Origin of the sequence: Rhizobium sp. GR12, assembly GCF_036596185.1 — a bacterium.
Lineage (GTDB): Bacteria > Pseudomonadota > Alphaproteobacteria > Rhizobiales > Rhizobiaceae > Agrobacterium > Agrobacterium nepotum.
In genome coordinates this window covers 42,294-66,565 of record NZ_JASXTH010000009.1, presented here as the reverse complement: position 1 = coordinate 66,565, position 24,272 = coordinate 42,294, and the positions used below count along the sequence as shown (strand labels likewise).

23 protein-coding genes and 1 pseudogene are annotated in these 24,272 nt (G+C 59.5%); 19 read left to right on the top strand and 5 right to left on the bottom strand.

Annotation, left to right across the window (positions count from 1 at the left end; all coding sequences use genetic code 11):
- Positions 1-66: 66 nt before the first annotated feature.
- From QSK43_RS16650 to QSK43_RS16625, 6 genes are read left to right on the top strand one after another with little or no spacing between them, the layout of a single operon-like run.
- Positions 67-993 carry a carbohydrate ABC transporter permease gene (locus tag QSK43_RS16650; RefSeq protein WP_332304372.1) on the top strand — a complete coding sequence of 309 codons (927 nt, stop codon included), beginning with the start codon at positions 67-69 and terminating at the stop codon, positions 991-993.
- Between the two features lie 10 nt (positions 994-1,003).
- Entirely contained in the window at positions 1,004-1,834 is an 831-nt protein-coding gene (locus QSK43_RS16645; protein WP_332304371.1) for a carbohydrate ABC transporter permease, read from the top strand.
- A 2-nt stretch (positions 1,835-1,836) separates the two neighbouring features.
- The gene (locus QSK43_RS16640) at positions 1,837-2,919 is read left to right on the top strand and encodes an ABC transporter ATP-binding protein (protein WP_332304370.1); all 1,083 of its coding nucleotides are present in this window, start codon (positions 1,837-1,839) and stop codon (positions 2,917-2,919) included.
- Positions 2,916-3,899: an NAD-dependent epimerase/dehydratase family protein gene (locus QSK43_RS16635; protein WP_332304369.1), complete on the top strand. Its 984-nt coding sequence runs from the start codon at positions 2,916-2,918 to the stop codon at positions 3,897-3,899. The genes QSK43_RS16640 and QSK43_RS16635 overlap by 4 nt, the downstream gene beginning before the upstream one ends.
- A complete protein-coding gene (locus QSK43_RS16630) occupies positions 3,824-5,578 on the top strand; it encodes an SMP-30/gluconolactonase/LRE family protein (RefSeq protein ID WP_332304368.1) in 1,755 nt (584 codons plus the stop codon). Before QSK43_RS16635 ends, QSK43_RS16630 begins: the two co-directional genes overlap by 76 nt.
- A 3-nt stretch (positions 5,579-5,581) precedes the next feature.
- Positions 5,582-6,343: an SDR family NAD(P)-dependent oxidoreductase gene (locus tag QSK43_RS16625; protein WP_332304367.1), complete on the top strand. Its 762-nt coding sequence runs from the start codon at positions 5,582-5,584 to the stop codon at positions 6,341-6,343.
- A gap of 147 nt (positions 6,344-6,490) precedes the next feature.
- On the opposite strand, the pseudogene QSK43_RS16620 reads toward QSK43_RS16625, so the two are convergent.
- The 5 genes and pseudogenes from QSK43_RS16620 to QSK43_RS16600 all read right to left on the bottom strand — a co-directional run.
- Positions 6,491-6,583: pseudogene (locus QSK43_RS16620) on the bottom strand (bifunctional methylenetetrahydrofolate dehydrogenase/methenyltetrahydrofolate cyclohydrolase); the annotation flags it as partial.
- A 28-nt stretch (positions 6,584-6,611) separates the two neighbouring features.
- Entirely contained in the window at positions 6,612-7,157 is a 546-nt protein-coding gene (gene soxG / locus QSK43_RS16615) for a sarcosine oxidase subunit gamma family protein (protein ID WP_442967846.1), read from the bottom strand.
- A complete protein-coding gene (locus QSK43_RS16610; protein ID WP_332304365.1) occupies positions 7,138-10,101 on the bottom strand; it encodes a sarcosine oxidase subunit alpha in 2,964 nt (987 codons plus the stop codon). Before QSK43_RS16610 ends, soxG begins: the two co-directional genes overlap by 20 nt.
- The gene (locus QSK43_RS16605; protein ID WP_332304364.1) at positions 10,098-10,373 is read right to left on the bottom strand and encodes a sarcosine oxidase subunit delta; all 276 of its coding nucleotides are present in this window, start codon (positions 10,371-10,373) and stop codon (positions 10,098-10,100) included. Before QSK43_RS16605 ends, QSK43_RS16610 begins: the two co-directional genes overlap by 4 nt.
- 24 nt (positions 10,374-10,397) lie before the next feature.
- Entirely contained in the window at positions 10,398-11,648 is a 1,251-nt protein-coding gene (locus QSK43_RS16600; RefSeq protein WP_332304363.1) for a sarcosine oxidase subunit beta family protein, read from the bottom strand.
- Positions 11,649-11,738: 90 nt separating this feature from the next.
- On the opposite strand from QSK43_RS16600, the gene QSK43_RS16595 reads away from it, so the two are divergent.
- The 13 genes from QSK43_RS16595 to QSK43_RS16535 all read left to right on the top strand — a co-directional run bounded on the left by QSK43_RS16595 (position 11,739) and on the right by QSK43_RS16535 (position 24,269).
- Positions 11,739-12,713: a GlxA family transcriptional regulator gene (locus QSK43_RS16595; RefSeq protein WP_332304362.1), complete on the top strand. Its 975-nt coding sequence runs from the start codon at positions 11,739-11,741 to the stop codon at positions 12,711-12,713.
- A gap of 48 nt (positions 12,714-12,761) precedes the next feature.
- Positions 12,762-13,427, top strand: a complete 666-nt coding sequence (locus tag QSK43_RS16590; RefSeq protein WP_332304361.1) for a helix-turn-helix domain-containing protein — start codon at positions 12,762-12,764, stop codon at positions 13,425-13,427.
- Positions 13,428-13,521: 94 nt separating this feature from the next.
- A complete protein-coding gene (locus tag QSK43_RS16585) occupies positions 13,522-14,427 on the top strand; it encodes a class II glutamine amidotransferase (protein ID WP_332304360.1) in 906 nt (301 codons plus the stop codon).
- A 35-nt stretch (positions 14,428-14,462) separates the two neighbouring features.
- A complete protein-coding gene (locus QSK43_RS16580; protein ID WP_332304359.1) occupies positions 14,463-15,149 on the top strand; it encodes a GXGXG domain-containing protein in 687 nt (228 codons plus the stop codon).
- A 16-nt stretch (positions 15,150-15,165) separates the two neighbouring features.
- Positions 15,166-16,494 (top strand): FMN-binding glutamate synthase family protein, encoded by a 1,329-nt coding sequence (locus QSK43_RS16575; RefSeq protein ID WP_332304358.1) that lies wholly within the window; start codon positions 15,166-15,168, stop codon positions 16,492-16,494.
- Positions 16,495-16,578: 84 nt separating this feature from the next.
- Positions 16,579-17,886: a type III glutamate--ammonia ligase gene (gene glnT / locus QSK43_RS16570; protein WP_332304357.1), complete on the top strand. Its 1,308-nt coding sequence runs from the start codon at positions 16,579-16,581 to the stop codon at positions 17,884-17,886.
- Positions 17,887-17,976: 90 nt separating this feature from the next.
- Positions 17,977-18,861 carry a formyltetrahydrofolate deformylase gene (gene purU / locus QSK43_RS16565; RefSeq protein ID WP_332304356.1) on the top strand — a complete coding sequence of 295 codons (885 nt, stop codon included), beginning with the start codon at positions 17,977-17,979 and terminating at the stop codon, positions 18,859-18,861.
- Positions 18,862-19,005: 144 nt separating this feature from the next.
- Positions 19,006-19,701, top strand: coding sequence for a GntR family transcriptional regulator (locus tag QSK43_RS16560; RefSeq protein WP_332304355.1), 696 nt, complete (start codon positions 19,006-19,008; stop codon positions 19,699-19,701).
- A 183-nt stretch (positions 19,702-19,884) separates the two neighbouring features.
- Positions 19,885-20,745 carry a transporter substrate-binding domain-containing protein gene (locus QSK43_RS16555; protein WP_332304354.1) on the top strand — a complete coding sequence of 287 codons (861 nt, stop codon included), beginning with the start codon at positions 19,885-19,887 and terminating at the stop codon, positions 20,743-20,745.
- Positions 20,746-20,821: 76 nt separating this feature from the next.
- Complete coding sequence (locus QSK43_RS16550) at positions 20,822-21,511, top strand: amino acid ABC transporter permease (protein WP_332304353.1); 690 nt, start codon at positions 20,822-20,824, stop codon at positions 21,509-21,511.
- A gap of 29 nt (positions 21,512-21,540) precedes the next feature.
- Entirely contained in the window at positions 21,541-22,272 is a 732-nt protein-coding gene (locus QSK43_RS16545; protein ID WP_332304561.1) for an amino acid ABC transporter ATP-binding protein, read from the top strand.
- A gap of 97 nt (positions 22,273-22,369) precedes the next feature.
- Complete coding sequence (locus QSK43_RS16540) at positions 22,370-23,548, top strand: iron-containing alcohol dehydrogenase (protein ID WP_332304352.1); 1,179 nt, start codon at positions 22,370-22,372, stop codon at positions 23,546-23,548.
- A 118-nt stretch (positions 23,549-23,666) separates the two neighbouring features.
- Positions 23,667-24,269: an amino acid synthesis family protein gene (locus tag QSK43_RS16535; protein ID WP_045020276.1), complete on the top strand. Its 603-nt coding sequence runs from the start codon at positions 23,667-23,669 to the stop codon at positions 24,267-24,269.
- The last annotated feature ends 3 nt before the right edge of the window (positions 24,270-24,272 follow it).

Genomic DNA, 24,272 nt, shown 5'->3' with positions numbered 1-24,272 from the left:
GTTGTTTTTGTCATGGCCTGCCCATTGGGCCATGGCCATCATCCGCATCCGGCAGGAGGACTATCCATGACCGAACCCGTTCGGGCTGGGCGTCGCAAGTTCTTTGATCTTGCCCGTCCCAGCCGACAACATCTTCTCGGCTATATTCTGATCGCGCCTGCAGTCCTGATGGTTGCCGCCATCATCGTCTGGCCGCTCGTGCTCGCCATTGACCTGTCGTTCCAGCAGGTCAAGATCCCGCGGCTCGGCGGCACCAGCCGGCCGTTTTCGCTCGGCAATTACACCTGGCTGTTCTCGTCGCCGGAATTCTGGCTGGCGTGCTGGGTCACGCTGAAGCTGGTCATCGTCGTCACTGCCGGCAGCGTCGCCGTTGGTCTCAGCACGGCGCTTCTTGCCAATAACCGTTTTAAAGGCCGCACCGTCGCGCGGCTGGGAATGGCGCTCCCTTGGGCGGTGCCGGAAATCATCGCCGTCGTCATCTTTGCATGGATGTTCGATACGTCCTTCGGCCTGTTTGGCTGGCTGGCGATCAAGCTTGGTTTTACCGACCAGATGATCCCTTGGGTCAGCAGTTCCACGGCCGCCTTCTGGGCCGTTGCCATCACCATGGTGTGGAAGGGCTTTCCTTTCGTGTCGATCATGTGTCTGGCCGGTCTGCAGTCCATTCCCGCCGATTATTATGCCGCCGCCAAGGTGGATGGCGCGAGTGTGTGGCAGCGTTTCCGCTGGATCACCATGCCGCTTTTGATGCCGGTGCTGGGCGTGACGTTGGTGCTGACGCTGCTGTGGGTGTTCCGCGACTTTTCCATCATCAAGGTTCTGACGGGCGGTGGGCCGCTGCGGTCGACCCAGACGCTGTCGATTATGACCTATGATCAGGCCTTCCAGTATCACAATTTCGGCCGTGCCGCCGCCGTCGGCGTGCTGACGCTGGTGATCTGCATCGTCGCCAGCCTGCTGATGCTCGGTCGGCGTGCGAAATCCATCTATTGAGGAAGCTTTGATGAAACGGACATTTGCACAGAGCCTTGCCCTTTACGCGACCGTGATCTTCACGCTGGTGATGATCCTGTTCCCGGTATATTGGCTCGTGGTCACTGCGCTTTCCACCACGGATGAGCTCTACCGTCTGCCGCCGACCTTCTGGCCGGACGATCCGCAATGGGACATTTTCGCCCGGGTCTGGGCCGCAAAACCAATCCTGCTATGGCTTTGGAACTCGATGCTGGCGGCCATCGGTTCGGTAGCGCTGTCGATGCTGGTCTCGGTCAGTGCCGGTTATGCGCTGTCGCGTTATTCCATGAGGGGCGGCGCGACCATGGGTCTTTTCATACTGACGGCGAAGATGCTGCCGGCTACGCTGCTCGTCATTCCGCTGTTTTCGATCTTTTCCAGCTTCGGCCTGATCGGCAGCCTGTGGACGCTGGTTCTGGCACATTCGACGATGATCATTCCTTTCGCCACATGGATGCTGAAAGGCTATTTCGACACCATTCCGAAGGAACTGGAGCAGGCGGCGATGGTGGATGGCTGCTCGCCGATCGGCGCCATGGTGCGCGTCGTACTTCCCATCGCCACGCCGGGCCTTGCTGCCACCGCACTCTATGCCTTTGTACTCAGCTGGGCAGACTACGCCTATGCGCGCACCTTCCTCGTTAACTCGCCGGACAACTGGACGGCCAATCTCGGCATCACCACGATGCAGGGCGAATATGTCACCTACTGGAACGACATTTCTGCTGCATCTGTGTTCATCGCGCTGCCGATCATCGCAATCTACCTGTTCCTGGAACGTTATTTGGTCGGCGGCCTCACCGCTGGCGCGGAGAAATAAGCATGGCCAATATTTCCATTCGCAATGTCAGCAAGTCCTATGGTGCGCTTAACGTGCTCAGGCCGTTTTCGCTGGAAATCGAGAATGGCGAGTTCGTGGTGCTGGTCGGGCCTTCCGGCTGCGGCAAGTCGACGATGCTGAAGATCCTTGCCGGTCTCGAACCGGCAAGCGAAGGGCAGATTTTCATTGGTGACCACGAAGTGACGGATCTGGCACCAGGCGACCGCGACATAGCCATGGTGTTCCAGAACTATGCGCTTTATCCGCACCTGACCGTTCGCCAGAATATCGGCTTCGGCCTGAAGATGCGCGGTACGGACAAGGCCGAAATCGATCGCCGCGTCGATGATGCGGCACGTATTCTGGAGGTGACACCCTATCTCGATCGCAAACCGAGGGACCTTTCGGGTGGCCAGCGGCAGCGCGTCGCGCTTGGCCGCGCCATCGTGCGCCAACCGCAGGCCTTTCTCATGGATGAGCCACTGTCGAACCTCGACGCCAAGCTGCGCGTACACATGCGTGCGGAAATCGGCGCTTTGCATAAGCGCATCGGTGTTACCACCGTTTATGTTACCCATGATCAGGTCGAGGCGATGACGATGGCGGACCGTGTCGTCATCATGCAAGGTGGTATTATCCAGCAGATCGCAGCACCTGACGAACTTTTCAATAATCCGGCCAATCTTTTCGTTGCCGGTTTCATCGGTTCGCCGGGCATGAATTTCCTCAACGCTGAACTGCGTGACGGCGCCGTGACCCTGTTTGGGCAACAGATTTCCCTGCCGGGCGCGGTCGGCCTTCAGGGAAGCGTGGTCGTCGGTCTGCGGCCGGAACATCTCGTTCTGGGCGATGCGCCGGTGGCCTTCGGTGTCCGCCCGACGCTGGTGGAAAGTCTGGGATCGGAAAAATATGTCTATTTCGATGCGGAAGGCGCAAGGGTCGCGGATGGCGAGGAGGGCAAGTCCAAGGGGCTGATCGCGCGCGTCTCGCATACCGGCAACCTTCCCGCCGAGGAGGCGGTCCGGCTCGGTTTCGATCCGGCCCAGCTTTATCTCTTCGATGCAAAGACCGGGGCACGGCTATGATCCTCGTCACCGGATCGGCAGGCCGTGTCGGCCGTGCCGTTGTCACCGCTTTGCGCACACAGGGCCGCACCGTCCGCGGCTTTGATCTGCGGCCATCGGGAACCGGCGGCGAGGAGGTCGTCGGGTCGCTGGAGGATGCGCAGGCACTGTTCTACGCCATGGAGGGGGTGAGCTCCGTCCTGCATCTGGGGGCCTTCATGTCATGGGCGCCAGCGGATCGCGACCGCATGTTTGCTGTCAATGTCGAGGGCACGCGCCGGCTTCTGGATGCGGCTTCAGCGGCCGGTGTGCGGCGGTTCGTCTTTGCCTCGTCGGGTGAGGTCTATCCGGAAAACCGGCCGGAATTCCTGCCGGTCACCGAGGATCATCCGCTTTGCCCCAATTCGCCTTACGGTCTGACGAAGCTTCTGGGCGAAGAGCTGGTGCGCTTCTACCAGCGAAGCGGCACCATGGAAACGGTGATCTTGCGCTTTTCGCATACGCAGGATGCGGCGGAGCTGTTGGACGAGGACAGTTTTTTTTCTGGCCCCCGGTTTTTCCTGCAGCCACGTATTCGCCAGCAGAAGAGTTTCGGAAATACTGCTATCGCCGAATTGCTCCAGTCCCGCGATATCGGTGAGCCGTCGCACATACTGGCGCGCAATGAAAACGGCCGTTCGTTCCGCATGCATATAACGGAAACGCGCGACATGGTGTCGGGCATTCTGCTCGCTCTCGATCACCCCGGAGCGGCGGGCGGCATCTTCAATCTCGGCGCCGATGAACCGGCCGATTTCGCCGAGCTTCTGCCGAAGATTGCGGCACTGACCGGCCTGCCCATAGTGACAGTCGATTTTCCTGGCGACGGCGTTTATTACCATACGTCCAACGAGCGGATCAGAAACAGTTTAGGGTTTGAAGCAGAATGGACGATGGACCGGATGCTGGAAGAGGCGGCCGCCGCAAGGCGGCAGCGCCTCGAGAAGGAGCAGAAGCGATGAAACCCGAGACGCCGGGCGGCACGGCGGCCCTGGCCAAGGGGCTGACCCTGCTCGACATGGTCGCCGATGCGCCGGAACCGCCGCGTTTTGCCGAGCTGTTGCGCGCTTCCGGCCTGCCCAAGCCGACCTTTGCGCGCATCCTGCGAACCCTCATCGCTTATGGCCTCGTCCGTCAGGATGAGGCCCGTGGCACCTATGTTCTGGGTCAGCGCTTTCTGGAAATGTCCCACAAGGTCTGGGAGAGTTTCGATCTCGTCTCGGCGGCGACGCCGGAACTCGAGCGGCTGGCGGCCGAATTGGGGGAGACGGTTGCGCTGTGCCGGCTTGATGGTACCATGACGCAATATCTTGCCGAGCGCTCGCCTAACGGCCTTTCCGTGCGTGTGGAGGTGGGGCGCCGCGTTCCCCTGCATTGCACAGCACCGGGCAAGGCGCTACTTGCCTTTCAGGACCCCGCCGTTGGCCGTTCTCTGCTGGATCGCCTGACGCTCGATTCGCAGACACCCAAGACCATCACCGCTCTCGATGCATTGCAGGCCGATCTGACGCTGACGCGGGCGCGGGGTTATTCCATTTCCTATGAGGAGCATCTGCCCGGGGTGAATTCCGTTGCCGCCCCAGTCATGGGCCGTGACAATACGCCCATGGGCGTGCTCGTTGCGCTCGGGCCGTCGTCGCGACTTGATGCGTCCAACATCCACCCCACCGGGCGTGAACTGATTGCCGCCGCCCGCCGCATCACCGGCGCAGCAGGCGCTGTCGCCATAAGCTCGCGACCACGTCCGCGTTCGGCGACGGGCCGTCCCAGCGCCGAACTCAGCTGCGTCCTTCCGTGGGGCGCGCAGCTTGGGGAGAGCCCCGTCTGGCACGAAGGCGAAAACGCCCTCTACTGGGTGGATATTCTGCATCCGGCCGTCCACCGTTTTGATCCCGCCACCGGCCGCAATGAAAGCTGCGAGACCGGCAAACTGGTCAGCGCCGTCATTCCGGTAACGGGCGGGCGATTGCTGGTCGCGTCTCAGGATGGCGTTGAGTGGCTGGATTTCGCATCTGGCCGGCTGACACCCTTCGTCAGCCCGGAGGCGGGCATCTCCGACAATCGCCTGAACGATGCCAAATGCGGGCCGGATGGCGCGATCTGGGTCGGCTCGATGCGTATAGATGCCTCCAAGCCAACGGGTGCGCTTTATCGCATCAACGCCAATGGCACATTCGAACGCAAGGAAGGTGGTATCGTCGTTTCCAACGGCCTCGGTTGGAGCCCCGATGGCAGGACCTTCTATTTCGTCGATACGGTGCCCGGCCTCATCCACGCCTATGATTGCGATCCAGCAACGGGTGCCCTGTCGCAGCGCCGCGAATTTGCCCGCATTCCCGTGGCCGATGGTCGGCCGGATGGACTTGCCGTGGATGCGGAGGGTGGGGTCTGGTGCGCGATCTGGGATGGTTGGTGCGTGCGCCGTTATCTTCCGAACGGCAAGCTGGATCAGGTGATCGAGATGCCGGTGCCGCGCCCTTCCAGCATTGCCTTTGGCGGGCCGGACCTGTCGACGCTGTTCATCACCAGCGCCCGCACGCGCCTTCCGGCGTCCACGCTCGCCGACGCGCCGCTGTCCGGAGGACTGTTTTCCTGCCGCCCGGGAATTGCCGGTGCGCGCATCTCATCGTTTGAAGGATAAAGGATGCGTCTCGAAAACATCTTCGGCCTGAAGGGCCGTACAGCGTTGGTCACCGGCTCAAGCCGAGGCATAGGGGCGGCGATCGCCGAGGGCCTGGCGGGTGCAGGTGCGCATATCATCCTGCATGGCGCGAAGCCGGGTGCGACAGTGTCTGTGCAGCAGCGGATCGTCGCGAGCGGCGCTACAGCTGACGAGCTGGCGGGCGATCTCTCCGAAGCCGGTGCTGGCCGGGCTCTCATCGAGCGCGCAGAGGCGATCGCACCGGTCGATATTCTCGTCATCAACGCAAGCGCTCAGATCAATGCCACGCTTTCTGCATTGACGCCAAACGATCTGGCGTTTCAGTTTGCAGTCAATCTGGGTTCGACCATTGATATGCTGCAATCGGCACTGCCAAAAATGGCGGCGCGTAAATGGGGCAGGGTTGTTTCCATAGGCTCGGTCAATCAGCTGAGGCCAAAAAGCGTCGTTACCGCTTACGCGGCAACCAAGGCTGCGCAGCATAATCTGATTCAAAGCCAGGCGCGAGACTATGCTCGAGATAACGTCTTGCTCAACACACTTGCGCCCGGCCTTGTCGATACGGACCGCAACGCGCACCGCCGCGACGAGGACCCGGAGGGCTGGGAAGAATATGTAAGGACACTGAACTGGATGGGGCGTGCGGGGAGGCCGGAAGAAATGGTGGGAGCAGCAGTGTTCCTCGCGTCCCAGGCATGTAGCTTCATGACGGGTGAGACAATCTTTCTTACGGGCGGCTATTAGGTGGCCAGCCGGACATGAGATTGTGGGGCGCGCTGCGGGTAGCAAGCAAGCTCTCTTGCTGATAGAAAAGACGCCGCGGCAATTCGCATTTGTAGACATTCAGTTGTCGGATGGTCCGATAGGGGTCGACGTCGGCTTGGCGTGCCTGACGCCGCCGCGTTCTTCCAGTGCCGCACTTGCCTGTTTGACCGTATCGATTACCGAAGCGGCGATTGATTTTCCATCAATGATTGTCGTCACGTTCGAGTATCCATAAAAACAACGTGCCTCAATTGAACTCGAGGCTCATGCGGACAAGGTCGTCCCACAGACTCTCCGCAAAACCGCGCAGCACGATGACTTCGAAGATCTGTGCGTCAAGGCGGGTGAGGTGGGCGGCGATGTGGCCGAGCAGCGTCGTGGCGGAACGTCCCACCGGAAAAGCGGCGAGGGAAAGATCGACCGCCGTGCCCTTCGCAAGCATCCGCTCGGCCATCTTACCCTCGATGCGGATGCGCACGCGCCCCTGACTCTGGTCGACACTCGTTGCCTGCGGCTCAAGGGTGGCAAAAAGTGCCTTCATCTCCGCGTGAGACAAGGGTTCGCCAACGATGAACCATTGACCGGGAGAGACGGCGCGCACATCGCCTTTTGCGAGGCTGCGGAGACGGGTCTCGATATTCGAGGCGTCTGGCGCAGCGAGAACATGGATGATCGCGCCCTCCGGCATGGGTGAGAGTTTGACAGAGGCGGAGGAAATCGCCCCTTTCGCGCCAAGCACCGGGCGCAGTGCCGGCCGGAAATCGGATTTGAAATCAGACATGGAGCTTCTCATTCTCAGAGTCGAAGAAAACCGGGTGGCAAAGGCGGGCGGCGGTGAATTCGTTGCGCAGGCCGTTCCAGACAATGACTTCCTCGCCGTGTCTGCGTGCGCCGTTCTTTACGAGTGCGAGACCGATGGTTGCGCCAAGATGCGGAGAAAACGCGCTTGAGGTCACATAGCCCTGATCGTTCTCTAGCGTCGCCACATCGTCCCCTGAAAGAATGTGCGAGCCGGTGCGGAAGGACTGGTTGGGATCAAGCGGCATTACACCGACGAGGCCTGGCCGGTCGCCCGCGGAAAGCCCTTCGCGTTCCAACATTCGCTGGCCGATGAAATCCGCTTTCGTGGTGGAGACCATTTTGCCAAAGCCGAGATCGGCGGGCACCACGGTGCCGTTGATCTCGTTATGGGTGACATGGCCCTTTTCGATGCGCAGCACGCCAAGCGCCTCGACGCCATAGGGCATGATGTTCTCGAATTTACCTGCTTCCATCAGCGCATCTGCAACGCTTTCGCCATAGCCGGCGGGAACGGCGATCTCGTAAGCCAGTTCGCCGGAGAAAGAAATTCGGAACAGGCGACCATGCAGTTGCCCGCCAAAGAGCGAGACATCCCGTGCCGCAAGGAAGGGAAAGGCAACGTCGGAGATATCCTCGTCAACGATCTTCTGGAGGATGGTGCGTGCCTTGGGACCGGCGATCGCCATCTGCGCCCAGTGGTCGGTGACGGAGGCAAGGCGCACGTCGAGGTCCGGCCAGAGCGCCTGCGCGCAGAATTCCAGGTGGTTCATGACACCCGCCGCATAGGCCGTAGTGGTCGTCATGAAGAAGCGGTTTTTCTCCAGCCGGCTGGTGGTGCCATCGTCATAGATCATGCCGTCTTCGCGCAGCATCAGGCCGTATCTAGCCTTGCCGACCGGCAGTTTGAGAAAGGCGTTACAATAGACCCGATTAAGGAATTCGGCGGCGTCCTTACCGCAAATCTCGATCTTACCGAGCATCGATACGTCGCAGAGCCCGGCATTCTTGCGCACGTTCAGAACCTCGCGATCGACACTTTCCCGCCAGCCGCTTTCGCCTTTGCGAGGAAACCAGGAGGAGCGGTACCAGAGTCCGGTTTCGACAAAGATTGCACCGTTTTTTTCCGCCCAGCCGTGCAGCGGCGATTTGCGCACCGGCTGGAAATGATGACCGTGATAGGCCCCGGTCAGTGCGCCGAAAGAGACGGGCGTATAAAAGGGCCGAAAGGTGGTGGTACCCACATCCGCCGGTGAAACGCCGCGCGCCTCGGCCAGAAGCCCGATGGCATTGACGTTCGACAGCTTGCCCTGATCCGTCGCCATGCCATTCGTCGTGTAACGCTTGGCGAGTTCGACATGACCGTAACCTTCGCTGACGGCGAGGCCCAGATCTTTGCGATGAACATCGTTCTGGTAGTCGACAAAGGCTTTCGTCTTGATGCCGGGGATTGACCAGAGCGGCTTTGCCGGCGAGGCCACGATATCGTCTTCCACCACGCCGAATACGGGTGGGGTCGCGGAAAAGCCGAGATTCTGTGCGAGTGCCGCTCCCTTTCTCGCGCCGTCCTCAAGGCAGGCAGCGATGCCGTTTACAACGGAAACCGCGCCGGCAAGTTCGAGCCCGTTGAGATTGCCGGGTGCAAGGAAAGCGGCCTCGTTTTCCGACCAGACGGGTCTGCCACCACGGTGGCAGGCGAGATGGATGATGGGGCTGAAGCCGCCCGACATTGCCAGCGCATCGACATCAAGGCTCTCCCTGCGGCCATTCGAATAAACCTCTATGGCGGAAAGCGCCTTGCCACCCCTCGCATTTGAAACGACGGCTCCCGTGATGATACGAGCTTTGCCGTTGTAGCGGAGATTACCCTGTTCACGGCTGTCGATGATGGTGGACAGATTAACGCCCTGCGCTTCCAGATCGCGGGCCAGAGCGTAACCGCTGTCATTGGTGGTGAAGATTGCCGTAGCCTTGCCGGGGCTTATTGCGTAGCGGTTGAGATAGCTGCGCATGGCGCTTGCCATCATCACACCGGGAATATCGTTGCCGCCGAAGACCAGCGGTCGCTCTTCCGCGCCCGTGGCAAGCAGCGCCCGCTTGGCGACGATGCGCCACAGGCGCTCCACCGGCACATGGGTTTTAGGGTCGGGTACGTGTTTCTGCACCCGTTCCACCGCACCAAAGACATTGACGTCATACCAGCCGAAGGCCGTGGTGCGCGTCAGCACTGTCACATTCGGCAGGGCTTCAAGTTCGGCAATGCATTGTGCGGCGAAATCCGCCGCGATCTTGCCTTCGATGGTCGCGGTCTCGGACAAAAGCCCACCGCCCGCGACGGAATGTTCGTCGAGAATGATGACGCGCGCCCCGCTGCGTCCAGCGGCAAGGGCTGCGGCGAGGCCTGCCGCGCCCGAACCGATCACCAGCAGATCGCAGTGCGCCCAGCATTTGTCATAGGCGTCCGGGTCTGCCTCATAGCTTGCCTTGCCGAGGCCGGCCGCCTTGCGGATGAAAGGCTCATAGATCTTTTCCCAGAAGGCGGCGGGCCACATGAAGGTCTTGTAATAAAAACCTGCGCCGAGGAAGGGCGAGAGGAGACCGGTCAGGGCGCCGATATCGAAATTGAGGGATGGCCAGCGGTTCTGGCTTTTCGCCTCCAGTCCGGCATAAAGCTCCTGCATGGTGGCGCGGGTATTCGGCTCCGTGCGGCCGCCGTTGCCGATGGTCATCAAGGCGTTCGGCTCCGCCGCGCCCGCCGTCAATATGCCGCGCGGGCGGTGGTATTTGAAACTGCGGCCGACGAGTTGCTGGCCATTGGCGAGCAGGGCAGAGGCGAGGCTGTCGCCCTCAAAACCCACCATCAGCTTGCCGTCGAAGCTGAAGGAAAGCGGTTGCGAGCGGTCGATCAGTCCGCCGGCTTTCAAACGGTTGGACGTCATGCGCTTGTCACTTCCTTTTTCCCGGCTGCGTCGCGGCATTCGGATGTCTCGTGGGTGACCGTGTCGCGCGTGACGATCAGCCAGCGGCGACAACCGGATGTGTGATGCCAATATTCCTCATAGGCTCCGCGCGGATTGTCGCGCAGATAGACATAATTGAACCATTCCGCGGCATCGGCATCTGCCGTCGGTCGCTGAAGGGCGGCGCCCTTGATGGTGAATTCTTCCCTGGGTCTTGGCCCGCAATGCGGGCAGGGCACGAGACTAGCCATTTCAGATGTCCTTGGTCCGCCGGATTAGTGAAGGTTGGGCTGGGCGCCCTGGCCCTTTTCATCGATGAGATAACCGCGCCGGAAACGGTCGAGCCGGAAGGCCGCTGCTGTTTCCTGCGGCGTGCCGCGCGCGAGAAGATGGGCGAAGCAGAAGCCGGAGGCGGGGGTTGCCTTGAACCCGCCGTAACACCAGCCGGCATTCAGATAGAGATTGTCGATCGGCGTTTTATCGATAATCGGCGAGCCATCCATCGACATGTCCATGATGCCGCCCCAGGAACGCAGAACCCTGACGCGGGAAAGCGCCGGTATCATCGCCTTGCCGGCTTCGGCGACATGTTCGACTGTCGCCAGATTGCCACGTTGGGCATAGGAATTGTAACCGTCAATATCGCCACCAAAGACGAGGCCGCCCTTATCCGATTGCGAGACGTAAAAATGGCCCGCCCCGAAGGTGACGACACCGTTGATGAAGGGCTTCAGCCCTTCCGAAACGAAGGCCTGCAAGACATGGCTTTCGATCGGCAGTTTCAGCCCGGCCATGCCGGCAACCTGTGAAGAATTGCCGGCCGCCGCCAACGCCAGCTTGCCGCAGCCTATGAAGCCCCTGCTGGTTTCGACGCCTACGACCTTGCCGCCTTCGCGGCGAATGCCGGTCACTTCACAGCCCTGGATAATATCGACGCCGCGTTGATCGGCGCCGCGCGCATAACCCCAGGCCACGGCATCGTGACGGACGGTGCCGCCGCGCTTTTGCAGCAGGCCGCCCTGAACGGGAAAACGGGCATTGTCGAAATCGAGAAATGGCAGCATTGCCTTTACCGAGGCACGATCCAGCAATTCGGCATCAACACCGTGCAGCCGCATGGCGTTGCCGCGCCGGGTATAGGCGTCACGCTGCGCATCCGAATGGAAGAGGTTCAACACGCCACGCTGAGAAACCATGGCGTTGAAGTTGAAATCCTGCTCCAGCCCTTCCCACAGCTTCATCGAAAGCTCGTAGAAGGGGTTGTTACCCGGCAGCAGATAGTTGGAGCGGATAATCGTTGTATTGCGGCCGACATTGCCGGAGCCGATATAGTTTTTCTCCAGCACCGCGATATTGGTGACGCCGAATTCCTTGGCGAGGTAATAGGCCGTCGCCAGCCCGTGCCCGCCGCCGCCAACGATGATGATGTCATATTGCGGTTTCGGCGACACATCCCGCCACGCAGGCTTCCATGCCTTATTGCCGAAAAGGCCGTTCATGAAAATGGAAAAAGCGGAATAACGCATCTGGCGTACCTCGAACGATATTGCAGGAGCTTAACTGCGCCGTCCAATAAAGAATTGCAAAAAAGAGACATTTTAATATAGAAAAGGGACATGATTGCTATTGAGCAGAAAAACGTCCAGCGCATCGGTTTTGCCCTTGTTCCGAATTTCGCGCTGATGTCTTACGCCTCGGCAGCAGAACCGCTGCGGGCCGCCAATCTGATCGCCGGAACCGATCTCTACGAGGTCGTTCCCCTGTCCCTCAATGGCGAGGCCGTGGGAAGCTCTTCCGGCGTAACTGTCAACTGCGAGGCACTCGCCGAGGCGGGCGAGCGATGCCATACGATCTTCATCTGCGCGGGCGGCGGACCGCAGGACTGGGCGGTTGCGGAGAGCTCTTTCGGGACGTTGCGACGGTTGGCGCGGCAGGGTGTGAGGATAGGGGGCATTTCCAGCGGCGCGTATGTGCTGGCGGCGGCCGGATTGCTGGACAACCGCGATTTTACCATCCATTGGGAACACGCGCCTGTATTGAGAGAAGCCTTTGGCCATCTCAACCCACGGCAGGCGCGGTTTGTTTTTGATGGCGACCGTATCACCTGCGCCGGCGGCGTGGCGCCGCTGGACATGATGCATGCGATGATTTCGCAAAGGATGGGAACTCATTTCGCAAGACGTGTCAGCGACTGGTATCTGCACACGGCCGTCGGCGAACCCGGCGCGCCGCAACGCGGCTCCACGGCGGAACGCTACGGTATAAATCACCCGGCTTTGCTGACCGTGCTGGAGAAAATGGAAACGACCATCGAAAGCCCGCTCGACCGGCAAACCATGGCGAAACTGGCGGGAACAAGCGCGCGGCATCTCGACCGGCTTTTCGCGACCCATCTCAAAACGTCGTTTCTCGAAACCTACCGTGCCATCCGCCTCGATCACGCGCGCCGCCTGCTCGAGCAGAGTCCACTATCCATCGCGGAAGTTGCCTTCGCCACGGGCTTTTCCAGCGCTGGTCACTTTTCGGGAAGCTTCAAAGCGCGTTTTGGTCACACGCCGAATGCGGTGCGGCAAAAATTTCCTCCGAGTTAGCACAGCTTTCCTGTAAGGAAGAAAAAACACGATGATGCCGGAGGACCCATGGCAAAGGACACCACCAAGGCCGAACAAGCGCAGTTCCTGTCGCAGGACCCGCATGCCGTTCGCGAGCCGAGGGTCAATAATCTGGAAATGGCGATAGGACATGAAGTGCGGGCCTATCGCAAGAAACTCGGCATCACGGTCACCGATCTCGCATCGGCCACCGGCGTTTCCGTTGGCATGCTTTCGAAAATCGAAAACGGCAATATCTCCCCATCACTCACCATGCTGCAGACGCTCTCAAAGGCTTTGGGCGTGCCGATCACAGCCTTCTTTCGCGGCTTCGAGGAGCCGCGCAGCGCAACCTTTGTCAAAGCCGGCCAAGGCGTGAACATCGACCGCAGAGGCACTCGCGCCGGCCATCAATACAGCCTGCTTGGCCATATCGACAACAATACCAGCGGCGTCACCGTCGAGCCCTATCTCATCACCCTGACCAAAGATTCGGATGTATTCCCGACCTTCCAGCACGAGGGAATGGAGTTTCTCTATATGCTGGAAGGCGAGGTGGTTTATCGCCACGGAGAGCAGCTTTTCACCATGCAGACCGGCGACAGCCTGTTTTTCGATGCCGACGCGCCGCATGGGCCGGAAGAACTGGTGAAGCTTCCCGCGCGTTATCTGTCGATCATTTCCTATCCGCAACGGCGGCAGAACAATGATTGAAAGTTGCCTTAGAAGAAAAAAATATTCCTGATAGTTGACGGAGCGGAATTCCATATGCTAGCTCTTCATTCGAAACGAATGGAGGTGCCTGTCGATGTGCGGCATTGTTGGACTATTCCTGAAAGACAAAAGTCTTGAATCGCAGCTGGGTGAGCTGCTTTCGGACATGCTCGTGACCATGACGGATCGTGGACCGGATTCTGCTGGCATCGCGATCTATGGAGGCGCTGCCGATGGCCGGGCAAAAGTGACCATCCAATCGGCCGATCCCACGGCTGATTTTTCCGGCCTCGCCGAAGTGCTGAAGGAAAATGGCGTTGAAGCCTCGGTTGTGATGAAAAGCACCCATGCGGTCTTGGATATTCCATCGGAAAAGCTCACGGAAATTCGCTCGGTCCTTGCTGCCATTCGTCCCAATGTACGGGTGATGGGCTCCGGCGACAGCGTTGAAATCTACAAGGAAACCGGCCTGCCGAAAGATGTCGTCGCCCGTTTTGGCGTGCGCTCCATGGCGGGCAGCCATGGCATCGGCCATACTCGCATGGCAACGGAATCGGCTGTGACGACGCTTGGCGCACACCCCTTTTCCACCGGTGCCGACCAGTGCCTGGTGCACAACGGTTCTCTCTCCAACCACAACAATCTGCGTCGGGAACTGGTGCGCGAGGGCATGACCTTCGAAACCCAGAACGACTCGGAAGTGGCCGCTGCCTATCTCACGGCTGAGATGGCCAAGGGCAAGGATCTGGGCGAGGCGCTGGCCAGTGCGCTCGATGATCTCGACGGGTTCTTCACATTTGTCGTGGGTACCAAATCCGGCTTCGGCGTGGTGCGTGATCCCATCGCCTGCAAGCCGGCGGTGATGGCCGAGACCGATCAATATGTAGCTTTCGGCTCCGAATACCGCGCGCTGGTCAATCTGCCCGGCATTGAAAGTGCCCGCGTCTGGGAGCCGGAGCCGGCGACCGTCTATTTCTGGGACCATGAAAAGGCCGCGTGAAACCGTCATCGGCGCATATTGCGAAAGTCATATCCATGCCAGTTTTCGATCTCTCCCACACACCTTTGCGTGAGCTCAACAGCGCGCTCCACGGCCTTTCCTCGGGCGCAAATGACACCGAATTCGAAGTCGTCAATCCGCGCGGCCACCACGCCGTCGCGGTCGGCATCGACAGCGCCGTCATCGTCGATGTTCGCGGCTCGGTCGGTTATTATTGTGCCGGCATGAATGATGGCGGCACCGTCACCGTCCACGGCTCAGCGGGCCCAGGTGTTGCAGAAAACATGATGTCGGGCACCGTCGTCATCGAGGGTGACGCTTCGCAATATGCAGGTGCCACCGGTCGCGGCGGGCTTCTGGTCATCAAGGGCAATGCCGCTTCCCGTTGCGGCATTTCCATGAAGGGCATCGATATCGTCGTGAAGGGCAATATCGGCCACATGTCCGCTTTTATGGGCCAGTCCGGCCACCTCGTTGTCTGCGGCGATGCGGGGGATGCGCTGGGTGACTCCCTCTATGAAGCCAAGCTTTTCGTGCGCGGCTCGGTCAAAAGCCTGGGTGCCGATTGCATCGAGAAGGAAATGCGGCCCGAACATCTGAAGAAGCTTGCCGAACTTCTTGAAAAAGCCGGCGTCTCCGATGTCAGCCCAAGCGAGTTCAAACGCTACGGTTCGGCCCGCACGCTCTACAATTTCAACATCGACAACGCCGACGCGTATTGAGGCGAGGGATATTCCGATGAGCTATCACAACCCCTTCACCCCGCCGCGTAAATCCGCGACCTTTGATGACCACACGCTGGCGGAAATCCGCCGCGCGGCGGCCACCGGCATCTATGACATTCGCGGTGCGGGCACCAAACGGAAGGTCCCGCATTTTGATGACCTGCTGTTTCTCGGCGCGTCTATCTCGCGTTACCCGCTCGAAGGTTACCGCGAGAAATGCGATACGACCGTGACACTCGGCACGCGCTTCGCCCGGAAGCCGATCACATTGAAAATGCCGATCACCATTGCCGGGATGAGCTTCGGCGCGCTTTCCGGTAATGCCAAGGAGGCGCTTGGCCGTGGCGCGACCATTGCCGGCACATCCACCACGACGGGCGATGGCGGCATGACGGATGAGGAGCGCGGTCACAGCCAGACGCTGGTCTACCAGTATCTGCCATCGCGTTACGGCATGAACCCGAAGGATTTGCGCCGCGCGGATGCCATTGAGGTCGTTGTCGGCCAGGGCGCAAAACCGGGTGGCGGCGGTATGCTGCTCGGCCAGAAGATTTCCGATCGTGTCGCCAATATGCGCAACCTGCCGAAGGGCATCGATCAGCGCTCTGCCTGCCGCCATCCAGACTGGACCGGTCCGGACGATCTCGAGATCAAGATTCTCGAATTGCGCGAAATCACCGACTGGGAAAAGCCTATCTATATCAAGGTCGGCGGTGCACGCCCCTATTACGACACTGCGCTGGCGGTTAAAGCCGGTGCTGACGTGGTCGTGCTGGACGGCATGCAGGGTGGTACGGCGGCGACACAGGATGTCTTCATCGAAAATGTCGGCATGCCCACGCTTGCCTGCATTCGCCCCGCCGTGCAGGCGCTGCAGGATCTCGGCATGCACCGTAAGGTGCAGTTGATCGTCTCCGGCGGCATTCGTTCGGGTGCGGATGTCGCCAAGGCGCTGGCGCTCGGGGCAGATGCGGTCGCCATCGGAACGGCGGCTCTGGTGGCGCTTGGCGACAATGATCCGCATTGGGAAGACGAATACCGAAAGCTCGGCACCACGGCCGGCGCTTATGATGACTGGCATGAGGGCAAAGACCCCGCCGGCATCACAACGCAAGACCCGGAACTTGCCGCGCGTCTCGATCCAGTCGCCGCAGGGCGCCGCCTTGCCAACTATCTCAAGGTCATGACGCTGGAGGCGCAAACCATCGCGCGCGCCTGCGGCAAGAACCATCTCCACAATCTGGAGCCGGAAGATCTGGTTGCGCTGACGATGGAGGCCGCCGCGATGGCGCAAGTTCCGCTGGCGGGAACAAATTGGTTTCCGGGGAAGGGCAGCTTTTAAAACACAAAGAACGGACGGATGCATTTGGGAGGATGTGTCCGTCTTTTTTGATGAAGTGTCTGATACCAAAAAAAGGGGAATTACGTGACACTGGACCTCTCCAAATTTGCTGCCGAAAAAGGCGTCAAATATTTCATGATCAGCTACACCGATCTCTTCGGTGGCCAGCGCGCCAAGCTGGTCCCCGCAGAAGCCATTGCAGATATGCAGAAGGGCGGGGCGGGTTTTGCCGGTTTCGCCACGTGGTTCGATCTGACGCCGGCCCATCCGGATCTTTTCGCCATGCCCGACGCCTCGTCGGTCATCCAGCTTCCGTGGAAAAAGGATGTAGCCTGGGTTGCTGCCGATTGCGTCATGGAAGACCAGCCGGTGGAACAGGCGCCGCGCGTGGTCTTGAAAAAGCTCATTGCGGAAGCGGCCGGAGAAGGGCTGCGGGTCAAAACCGGCGTAGAGCCGGAATTTTTCCTGATTTCGCCAGACGGCGCGAAAATCTCCGATGAATACGACACCTCGGAAAAGCCGTGCTACGACCAGCAGGCGGTCATGCGCCGTTACGATGTGATCGCAGAGATTTGCGATTACATGCTGGAATTGGGCTGGAAGCCCTATCAGAACGACCATGAGGACGCGAACGGCCAGTTTGAGATGAACTGGGAATATGACGATGCGCTTCAGACGGCCGACAAGCATTCTTTCTTCAAGTTCATGGTGAAGTCGGTTGCTGAAAAGCACGGGCTGCGTGCCACCTTCATGCCGAAGCCTTTCAAGGGGCTGACCGGCAACGGCTGCCATGCCCATATTTCGGTCTGGGATCTGGACGGCAAGGTCAACGCCTTTGCCGACAAGGCAATGCCTTTCGGGCTCTCCGCAAAGGGCAAGACGTTTTTAGGCGGCATCATGAAACATGCCTCCGCTCTTGCGGCCGTCACCAATCCGACGGTCAATTCCTACAAGCGTATCAATGCACCGCGGACCATCTCGGGTGCGACCTGGGCGCCGAACACGGTGACCTGGACCGGGAACAACCGCACTCACATGGTGCGCGTGCCAGGACCGGGGCGTTTCGAACTGCGTCTGCCGGATGGCGCCGTGAACCCTTATCTGCTGCAGGCCATCATCATTGCGGCCGGCCTCTCGGGTGTCCGCTCGCAGGCCGATCCCGGTCCGCATCACGATATCGACATGTATCGCGAAGGTCATACCGTGACGAATGCGCCGAAACTGCCGCTCAATCTTCTCGATGCGCTGCGCGAATACGAGAAGGACGAGGAATTGCAGCAGGCATTGGGCATGGAGTTCTCAAAGGCCTATCTGAAGCTCAAACAGGGCGAGTGGAGCGCCTATTGCGCGCAATTCACCGCCTGGGAGCACCAGACCACGCTCGACGTTTGAGTTCGGGTTTCCCCGCCGCCCTCGCGGCTTTTCCCCGCGCTCGTCAGCGGCGCGGGGTTTTTCCAATATCGATGACAGAGAGAGTGCCGGATGACGAACTTCGTCCTGACCGTAACCTGCAAGTCCACCCGCGGCATCGTCGCTGCCCTTTCAGGCTTTCTCGCTGAAAGAGGTTGCAACATCGTCGATAGTTCGCAGTTCGATGACCTCGGTACGGGCCGATTCTTCATGCGCGTGGGCTTTATTTCCGAAGAGGGAGCCAAGCGCGACGAGTTGATAACCGGACTGACTCCGATCTCGCAGAAATTCGGCATGGAAGTGGCGCTGCACGATCAGTCCGAGCGGATGAAGGTCCTGCTGATGGTCTCGCGCTTCGGCCATTGCCTCAACGATCTGCTCTACCGCTGGCGCATCGGGGCCCTGCCGATTGATATTGTCGGCGTTGTCTCCAATCATTTCGACTACCAGAAGGTCGTCGTCAACCATGATATTCCCTTCCACCACGTTCCGGTGACGAAGGAAAACAAGCCGCGGGCTGAAGCCCGGATCATGGATATTGCCGAAAGCACCGGAACCGAACTGATCGTGCTCGCGCGTTATATGCAGGTGCTTTCCGACAGGATGTGCGAGACGATGTCGGGGAAGATCATCAACATCCACCATTCTTTCCTGCCGTCCTTCAAGGGCGCCAACCCTTACAAGCAGGCCTATCAGCGTGGCGTGAAGCTGATCGGTGCGACGGCCCACTATGTCACCGCCGATCTCGACGAAGGTCCGATCATCGAGCAGGATATTGTACGTATTACCCATGCCCAGAGCGCCGAAGATTATGTTTCGCTCGGCCGGGATGTCGAGGCGCAGGTGTTGGCACGCGCCATCCATGCCCATATCCACCACCGTACCTTCATCAACGGTAACCGTACCGTGGTCTTCCCGCCAGGCCCGGGCGCCTACGCATCAGAACGAATGGGGTGACGCGCCCTTGCGACAAGCTGTCCGCGCGCTGTTGCCATAAACATGGTGCGCAGCTAAATAAGTTGGTACGCCATAATATAAAGAGCCAGAACCTGTTTTCACGCACGGCGAGCGGAAGCGGGATGTGCCAAACGAGGTGATACCATGACCGGTGCTTTGCAGGGAAATGCCATTCGCGTTGAGCGTCCGACCAAGACGCTGAGGGAGCTTGCGCTCGACAAGGTGCGCGACGCCATCGTGAACGGTTACTTCCGTCCGGGAGACCGCCTGGTGGAGCGCGATCTCTGCGCCCAGCTGGGCGTTTCCCGCACTATCGTACGCGAAGTCCTGCGGCATCTGGAGTCCGAGGGGCTGGTGGCGAATTTGCCGAACAAGGGGCCGATGGTTGCGCTGCTCGATCTTGCCGAGGCCAAGCAGATCTACGAAATCCGCGGTGCGCTGGAGGGAATGGCGGCGCGCCTTTGTGCCGAACGTCGCGATCCCGCCATTGTCGAGGCGCTTGAGGTTTCGCTCGAGCATATCCGCGAAAGTTACGCCGCCAGGGATATGCCCGGTGTTCTTGCGCATACCTCGTCTTTTTACCAGACGCTGTTCAGCAAGATCGACCGACATGTCGCCTGGGGCGTTGTCAATTTGCTGACAGTGCGGATCAACCATCTTCGCTCCATGACGATCAAGACGAAAAGCCGTGACACCGAAGGCCCCGCGCAGATGAAAAAGATCGTCGATGCGATCCGGAAAGGTGACGGGGACGCCGCCTATAAAGCCGCTCTCGATCATGTCACCAGCGCATGTGCCATCGCCGAAGCCGTTCTCACCGCGCAAAAAACGGCTGATTAACGGTTTTTTGGCGCTCCATATTGTTTGTCTTGCGGTTGCCCAGTTGGCGGCCGCAAGCAGTCGTTTTTTGATTTTATTGTTGCTTTACAATAATTTAGAAAAACAAATAACCGCTTATTGACAGGGCAATCCGTTTGGTGTGATGGTATGCCATAATAAATAATATAAAGAGCGGAGCTTAATATGAACTGGAATCCGATTTCCCGGAAATGCATAGCCGTGCGCGCCAAAACCTCTCTGGCGGGCGTTGCCATCACTCTTCTTGCCGGTGCCGCCGTTGCTCAGGAATGCACGCCGAAAATATCGAACGATCACCTCATCAAGCCCGGCCATCTCGTGATGGCGACCAGCCCGACATTGCCGCCCATGGCCTATGCCGACCAACAGGGTGTACTCAAAGGCCTTCGTATCGAGCTGGGTTACGAAATCGCCAAGCGCCTCTGCCTGAAGCCCGAATATATCAGCACTGAATATGCCACCATGGTGCCGGGCCTGCAGGGCGGCCGCTGGGACATGATCAATGCGGGCCTGTTCGTGACGGCGGAGCGACGCAAGATCCTGTTCATGATCCCCTATGAAAACCTTGCCATCAGCATTTCAACGGCCGTCGGTGCATCCGAGCCCATCACCAAGGTTGACGATCTGGCCGGCAAGGCCGTCAGCACCGATATCGGCGGTTACGCCGAGCGCAAGATCAAGGAGCTGAATGAGGACTTCAAGAAACGCGGTCTGGCGCCGATGACCATCAACCTGTTCGACAATTACGCGACCGTCTATCAGGCGCTGCGGGCAGGCCAGGTTCAGGCGGCAGTCTCCATCGATCCTGTCGCCAAGCAGTACCAGGATCGCGGCGAGTTCACGCACGCACTTTCCGGCATGTACCCTACACCCGGTTCGCTTTCATTTGGGAGCAAGGACGTCGCCAGTGCCGTCTCCGCTGCTCTGAAGGAGATGAGAGCCGATGGTTCGCTTGAAAAGCTGATGGGCGGTTATGGTGTGAGCATCTCGCCCGGTGATCTCGCCGTTCTTGGCCCGGAAGGCTGAAATCCACTCGATCTGAACTGTCAGCGCGGCGGGAGAGTTCTCGCCGCGACCATTCCCGCATGAATTGGAGAAAGACGTGAAGGGTTGGAACTGGGAAGGCTTCTTCGAATACCTGACAAATTATTATCTTTTCGAGGGGGCGATGGTCACGCTCGGCCTCACGGTTTTCGCCATGACGGCGGGCCTTGCGCTGGGTTTCGTCATCGCTGTGATGCGCATGTCGAAATACCGGTTCCTCTCCGGGCCAGCCTATTTCTACACCTGGATCTTTCGCGGCACGCCGCTGCTGGTGCAGCTCATCATCATCTATACCGGACTGCCGCAGCTCGGCATCAAGCTGACGGTTCTGCAGTCCACCCTGATCGGCCTGTCGCTCTGCGAAGCCGCCTATCTGTCGGAAATCGTCCGGGCAGGTATCGCAGCGGTTCCTAAAGGCCAGGTCAATGCGGCGCGCGCCATCGGCATGACCGAGGCGCAGGTAATGCGCTACATCGTTGCACCGCAGGCCTTCCGCATCATCATTCCGCCGCTTGGCAATTCCGTGAATGGGGTGCTGAAGACAACGTCGATCGCCTCCATCATTTCCATGGAGGAACTGCTGCGTCGCACACAGGTCCTCATCCAGGAAAAGTTTCTCGTTCTAGAGCTCTTCATGGTCGCGGCCCTTTATTACCTGGCCATGACGACCGCATGGGAACTCATCCAGCGCCGTATCGAGAAACGGTTCGGCAAGGCCTACGGCCCGATGTCGACCGACGTACACTAAGGAGAAGTCCCATGTCTCAGGCAACCAGCATGATCGAACTTCAATCCGTCAATAAATGGTACGGCCCGACCTTCCAGGTTTTGACCAATTGCAGCCTGAATGTCGCAAAGGGCGAAGTTGTCGTGATCTGCGGGCCGTCCGGTTCGGGCAAATCGACGCTGATCAAATGCGTCAATGCGCTGGAGACGATCGGCAACGGCATCATCACCGTCAACGGGGTTGAGGTGACCAACCCCAAGACCGATATGCCGAAGCTGCGCTCCAAAGTGGGCATGGTGTTCCAGCATTTCGAACTCTTCCCCCATATGACGATTCTCGAAAACCTGTGCATCGGGCAGGAGAAAGTACTCGGCCGCTCGCCGGCGGAGGCGCTGGTCAAAGCCAATGTCCTTCTCGAACGAGTAGGGCTGACCGCGCATGCGAAGAAATACCCGGGCCAACTTTCCGGCGGTCAGCAGCAGCGTGTCGCAATCGCCCGCGCGCTGGTGATGGATCCAGTCGCCATGCTTTTTGACGAGCCGACATCCGCGCTTGATCCGGAAATGATCAACGAGGTGCTCGACGTCATGGTCTCGCTCGCGCAAGAGGGCATGACGATGATGGTGGTGACGCATGAAATGGGGTTTGCCCGCAAGGTGGCGGACCGCATCGTCTTCATGGATGGCGGCGAGATCGTCGAGATCGGCGAGGGTGACAGCTTCTTCACCAATCCGAAGACGGATCGCGCCCGCTCGTTCCTGTCAAAAATCCTGGCTCATTAAGGTCACTGTGACCGTAGCGGGACGACCAAATCCCGCTTCAGATCGTGTGCCTTAGGCCGTTCCGAACAATGCAGAATGATAGTGGCGGAGAACCGCAATGATAAACCGTGTCCTGATGCCTCGCGAAATGCTGATCGGCGGTGGCAGCCGTTTCCGATTGCCTTCGGTACTGAAATCTCTGGGGGTCAAACGCCCTCTGCTCGTCTGCGATCCCGTCATGCAGAAACTTGGCCATGCGGATGCGCTTTTGCAGGCGCTTGGCGGCGAGGGCATCGATGCCGCCATTTTTACGGACGTCGTGGAAGACCCGACGGACATATCCGTCGCCACCTTGGTGAAATGCGTTTCCGATGGCGGTCACGACGGTCTCGTCGCGCTCGGCGGAGGCAGCGCCATGGATACGGCGAAGGCAGGCGCCATCGTTGCAACCAGTGGCGAAGAGCTGCGGGCGCTGAAAGTTCCAAGGATCGTGGATTTCGCCGTCATGCCGGTGATTGCCATACCCACAACCGCCGGAACCGGATCGGAGGTGACGCGCGCCGCCGTCGTGACGGATACGGCTGCCAGCGAAAAAATGCTGATCCTCGGCACCGCCGCTTTGCCCGTTGCGGCCATCATCGACTACGAGCTGACGCTGACCTGCCCTTACCGCGTCACGGTCGATACCGGCATAGATGCGCTGACCCATGCGCTGGAAGCGCTGGTCAACCGCAACGGTAATGCCCATTCCGAGGCGTTGGCGCTTTCCGCGCTGAAACTGATCGGTGCAAATCTCGAAAAAGTGGCGAACGATCCGCAGAACCGCGAAGCGCGTGAAGCAATGATGCTCGGGGCGACCCATGCGGGTCTTGCCGTTTCCAACACATCGACCGCGTTGATCCATGGCCTCAGCCGGCCGATTGGCGCCTTTTTCCATGTTCCGCACGGTATGTCGAATGCGATGGTGCTGCCGCTGGTCACGCAGTTTTCGTTGAATTCCGCTCTGCCGCAGTATGTCGCCGCTGCCCGCGCACTTGGTTGCGCAAGTTCAACGGACAGCGACCAGATTGCTGGCGCAAAGCTGGTTGAAGCTTTCATCGGCCTGAACAGGCGGCTGAAGGTGCCGACCCCGCAGGAATTCGGCATCGATATAACCCGCTATCTCGATCTCCTGCCGGAAATGGTGCGGCAAGGCCTCGCCTCCGGCACGCCGGCAAATAATCCCCGGGTTCCGACGACAGCTGAAATGACACGCCTTTACGAACTGGCCTTTGACGGCCGGACGGAAGAGTTCTGAGCCATAACGCCCTGTAAGAATTGCCATTTTACGTGACTTCAAGCCACAGATTTCCACCACTTGACAGCATAATATTATGGCATACCATAAGACATCATACTTATCGGAGAGAACGCCTATGTCCATCCAGATCCGCAAGACCCTGTTGCAGGTCGAAACGACGTTGATTGAAGGAGGCAAGGCTGCAGCGACACCTTTGAAGCTGTTCACCGCAATTGCGGTCGTGAAAAATCCCTGGGCTGGAAAAGGCTTCGTGGATGATCTCAAACCGGAAATCCATGCCGGGGCGCCGGTGCTGGGCGAATTGCTGACGAAGATGATCCTTGATGCCGTCGGTTCCGGGGAAGCGGTGGAAGCCTATGGCAAGGCGGCGGTCGTCGGGCTGGACGGTGAGATCGAACATGCGTCCGCGCTCATTCACACGCTGCGTTTCGGTAATCACTATCGTCAGGCTGTGGGTGCCAAGTCCTATCTGGCCTTCTGTAATACGCGCGGTCCCGGCAATGCGCCTATCATGATCCCGCTGATGGACAAGAACGATGAAGGCCGCCGTTCGCATTACCTGACCATCCAGACCTCCGTTCCCGATGCCCCGGCTGCCGACGAGATCGTCGTCGCGCTCGGTGCTTCCGTTGGCGGCAGGCCTCATCACCGCATCGGCGACCGGTATCAGGATCTGAAAGATCTCGGTCAGGATGTCGCCAACCCGGCCGGCGTTTGAGGG

What these genes read in the sequence shown, in the direction of transcription:
- QSK43_RS16650 (WP_332304372.1), top strand. Translation starts at nt 67, where the DNA reads ATGACCGAACCCGTTCGGGCTGGGCGTCGCAAGTTCTTTGATCTTGCC.
- QSK43_RS16645 (WP_332304371.1), top strand. Translation starts at nt 1,004, where the DNA reads ATGAAACGGACATTTGCACAGAGCCTTGCCCTTTACGCGACCGTGATC.
- QSK43_RS16640 (WP_332304370.1), top strand. Translation starts at nt 1,837, where the DNA reads ATGGCCAATATTTCCATTCGCAATGTCAGCAAGTCCTATGGTGCGCTT.
- QSK43_RS16635 (WP_332304369.1), top strand. Translation starts at nt 2,916, where the DNA reads ATGATCCTCGTCACCGGATCGGCAGGCCGTGTCGGCCGTGCCGTTGTC.
- QSK43_RS16630 (WP_332304368.1), top strand. Translation starts at nt 3,824, where the DNA reads ATGGACGATGGACCGGATGCTGGAAGAGGCGGCCGCCGCAAGGCGGCA.
- QSK43_RS16625 (WP_332304367.1), top strand. Translation starts at nt 5,582, where the DNA reads ATGCGTCTCGAAAACATCTTCGGCCTGAAGGGCCGTACAGCGTTGGTC.
- soxG (WP_442967846.1), bottom strand. Translation starts at nt 7,157, where the DNA reads ATGAGAAGCTCCATGTCTGATTTCAAATCCGATTTCCGGCCGGCACTG.
- QSK43_RS16610 (WP_332304365.1), bottom strand. Translation starts at nt 10,101, where the DNA reads ATGACGTCCAACCGTTTGAAAGCCGGCGGACTGATCGACCGCTCGCAA.
- QSK43_RS16605 (WP_332304364.1), bottom strand. Translation starts at nt 10,373, where the DNA reads ATGGCTAGTCTCGTGCCCTGCCCGCATTGCGGGCCAAGACCCAGGGAA.
- QSK43_RS16600 (WP_332304363.1), bottom strand. Translation starts at nt 11,648, where the DNA reads ATGCGTTATTCCGCTTTTTCCATTTTCATGAACGGCCTTTTCGGCAAT.
- QSK43_RS16595 (WP_332304362.1), top strand. Translation starts at nt 11,739, where the DNA reads ATGATTGCTATTGAGCAGAAAAACGTCCAGCGCATCGGTTTTGCCCTT.
- QSK43_RS16590 (WP_332304361.1), top strand. Translation starts at nt 12,762, where the DNA reads ATGGCAAAGGACACCACCAAGGCCGAACAAGCGCAGTTCCTGTCGCAG.
- QSK43_RS16585 (WP_332304360.1), top strand. Translation starts at nt 13,522, where the DNA reads ATGTGCGGCATTGTTGGACTATTCCTGAAAGACAAAAGTCTTGAATCG.
- QSK43_RS16580 (WP_332304359.1), top strand. Translation starts at nt 14,463, where the DNA reads ATGCCAGTTTTCGATCTCTCCCACACACCTTTGCGTGAGCTCAACAGC.
- QSK43_RS16575 (WP_332304358.1), top strand. Translation starts at nt 15,166, where the DNA reads ATGAGCTATCACAACCCCTTCACCCCGCCGCGTAAATCCGCGACCTTT.
- purU (WP_332304356.1), top strand. Translation starts at nt 17,977, where the DNA reads ATGACGAACTTCGTCCTGACCGTAACCTGCAAGTCCACCCGCGGCATC.
- QSK43_RS16560 (WP_332304355.1), top strand. Translation starts at nt 19,006, where the DNA reads ATGACCGGTGCTTTGCAGGGAAATGCCATTCGCGTTGAGCGTCCGACC.
- QSK43_RS16555 (WP_332304354.1), top strand. Translation starts at nt 19,885, where the DNA reads ATGAACTGGAATCCGATTTCCCGGAAATGCATAGCCGTGCGCGCCAAA.
- QSK43_RS16545 (WP_332304561.1), top strand. Translation starts at nt 21,541, where the DNA reads ATGATCGAACTTCAATCCGTCAATAAATGGTACGGCCCGACCTTCCAG.
- QSK43_RS16540 (WP_332304352.1), top strand. Translation starts at nt 22,370, where the DNA reads ATGATAAACCGTGTCCTGATGCCTCGCGAAATGCTGATCGGCGGTGGC.
- QSK43_RS16535 (WP_045020276.1), top strand. Translation starts at nt 23,667, where the DNA reads ATGTCCATCCAGATCCGCAAGACCCTGTTGCAGGTCGAAACGACGTTG.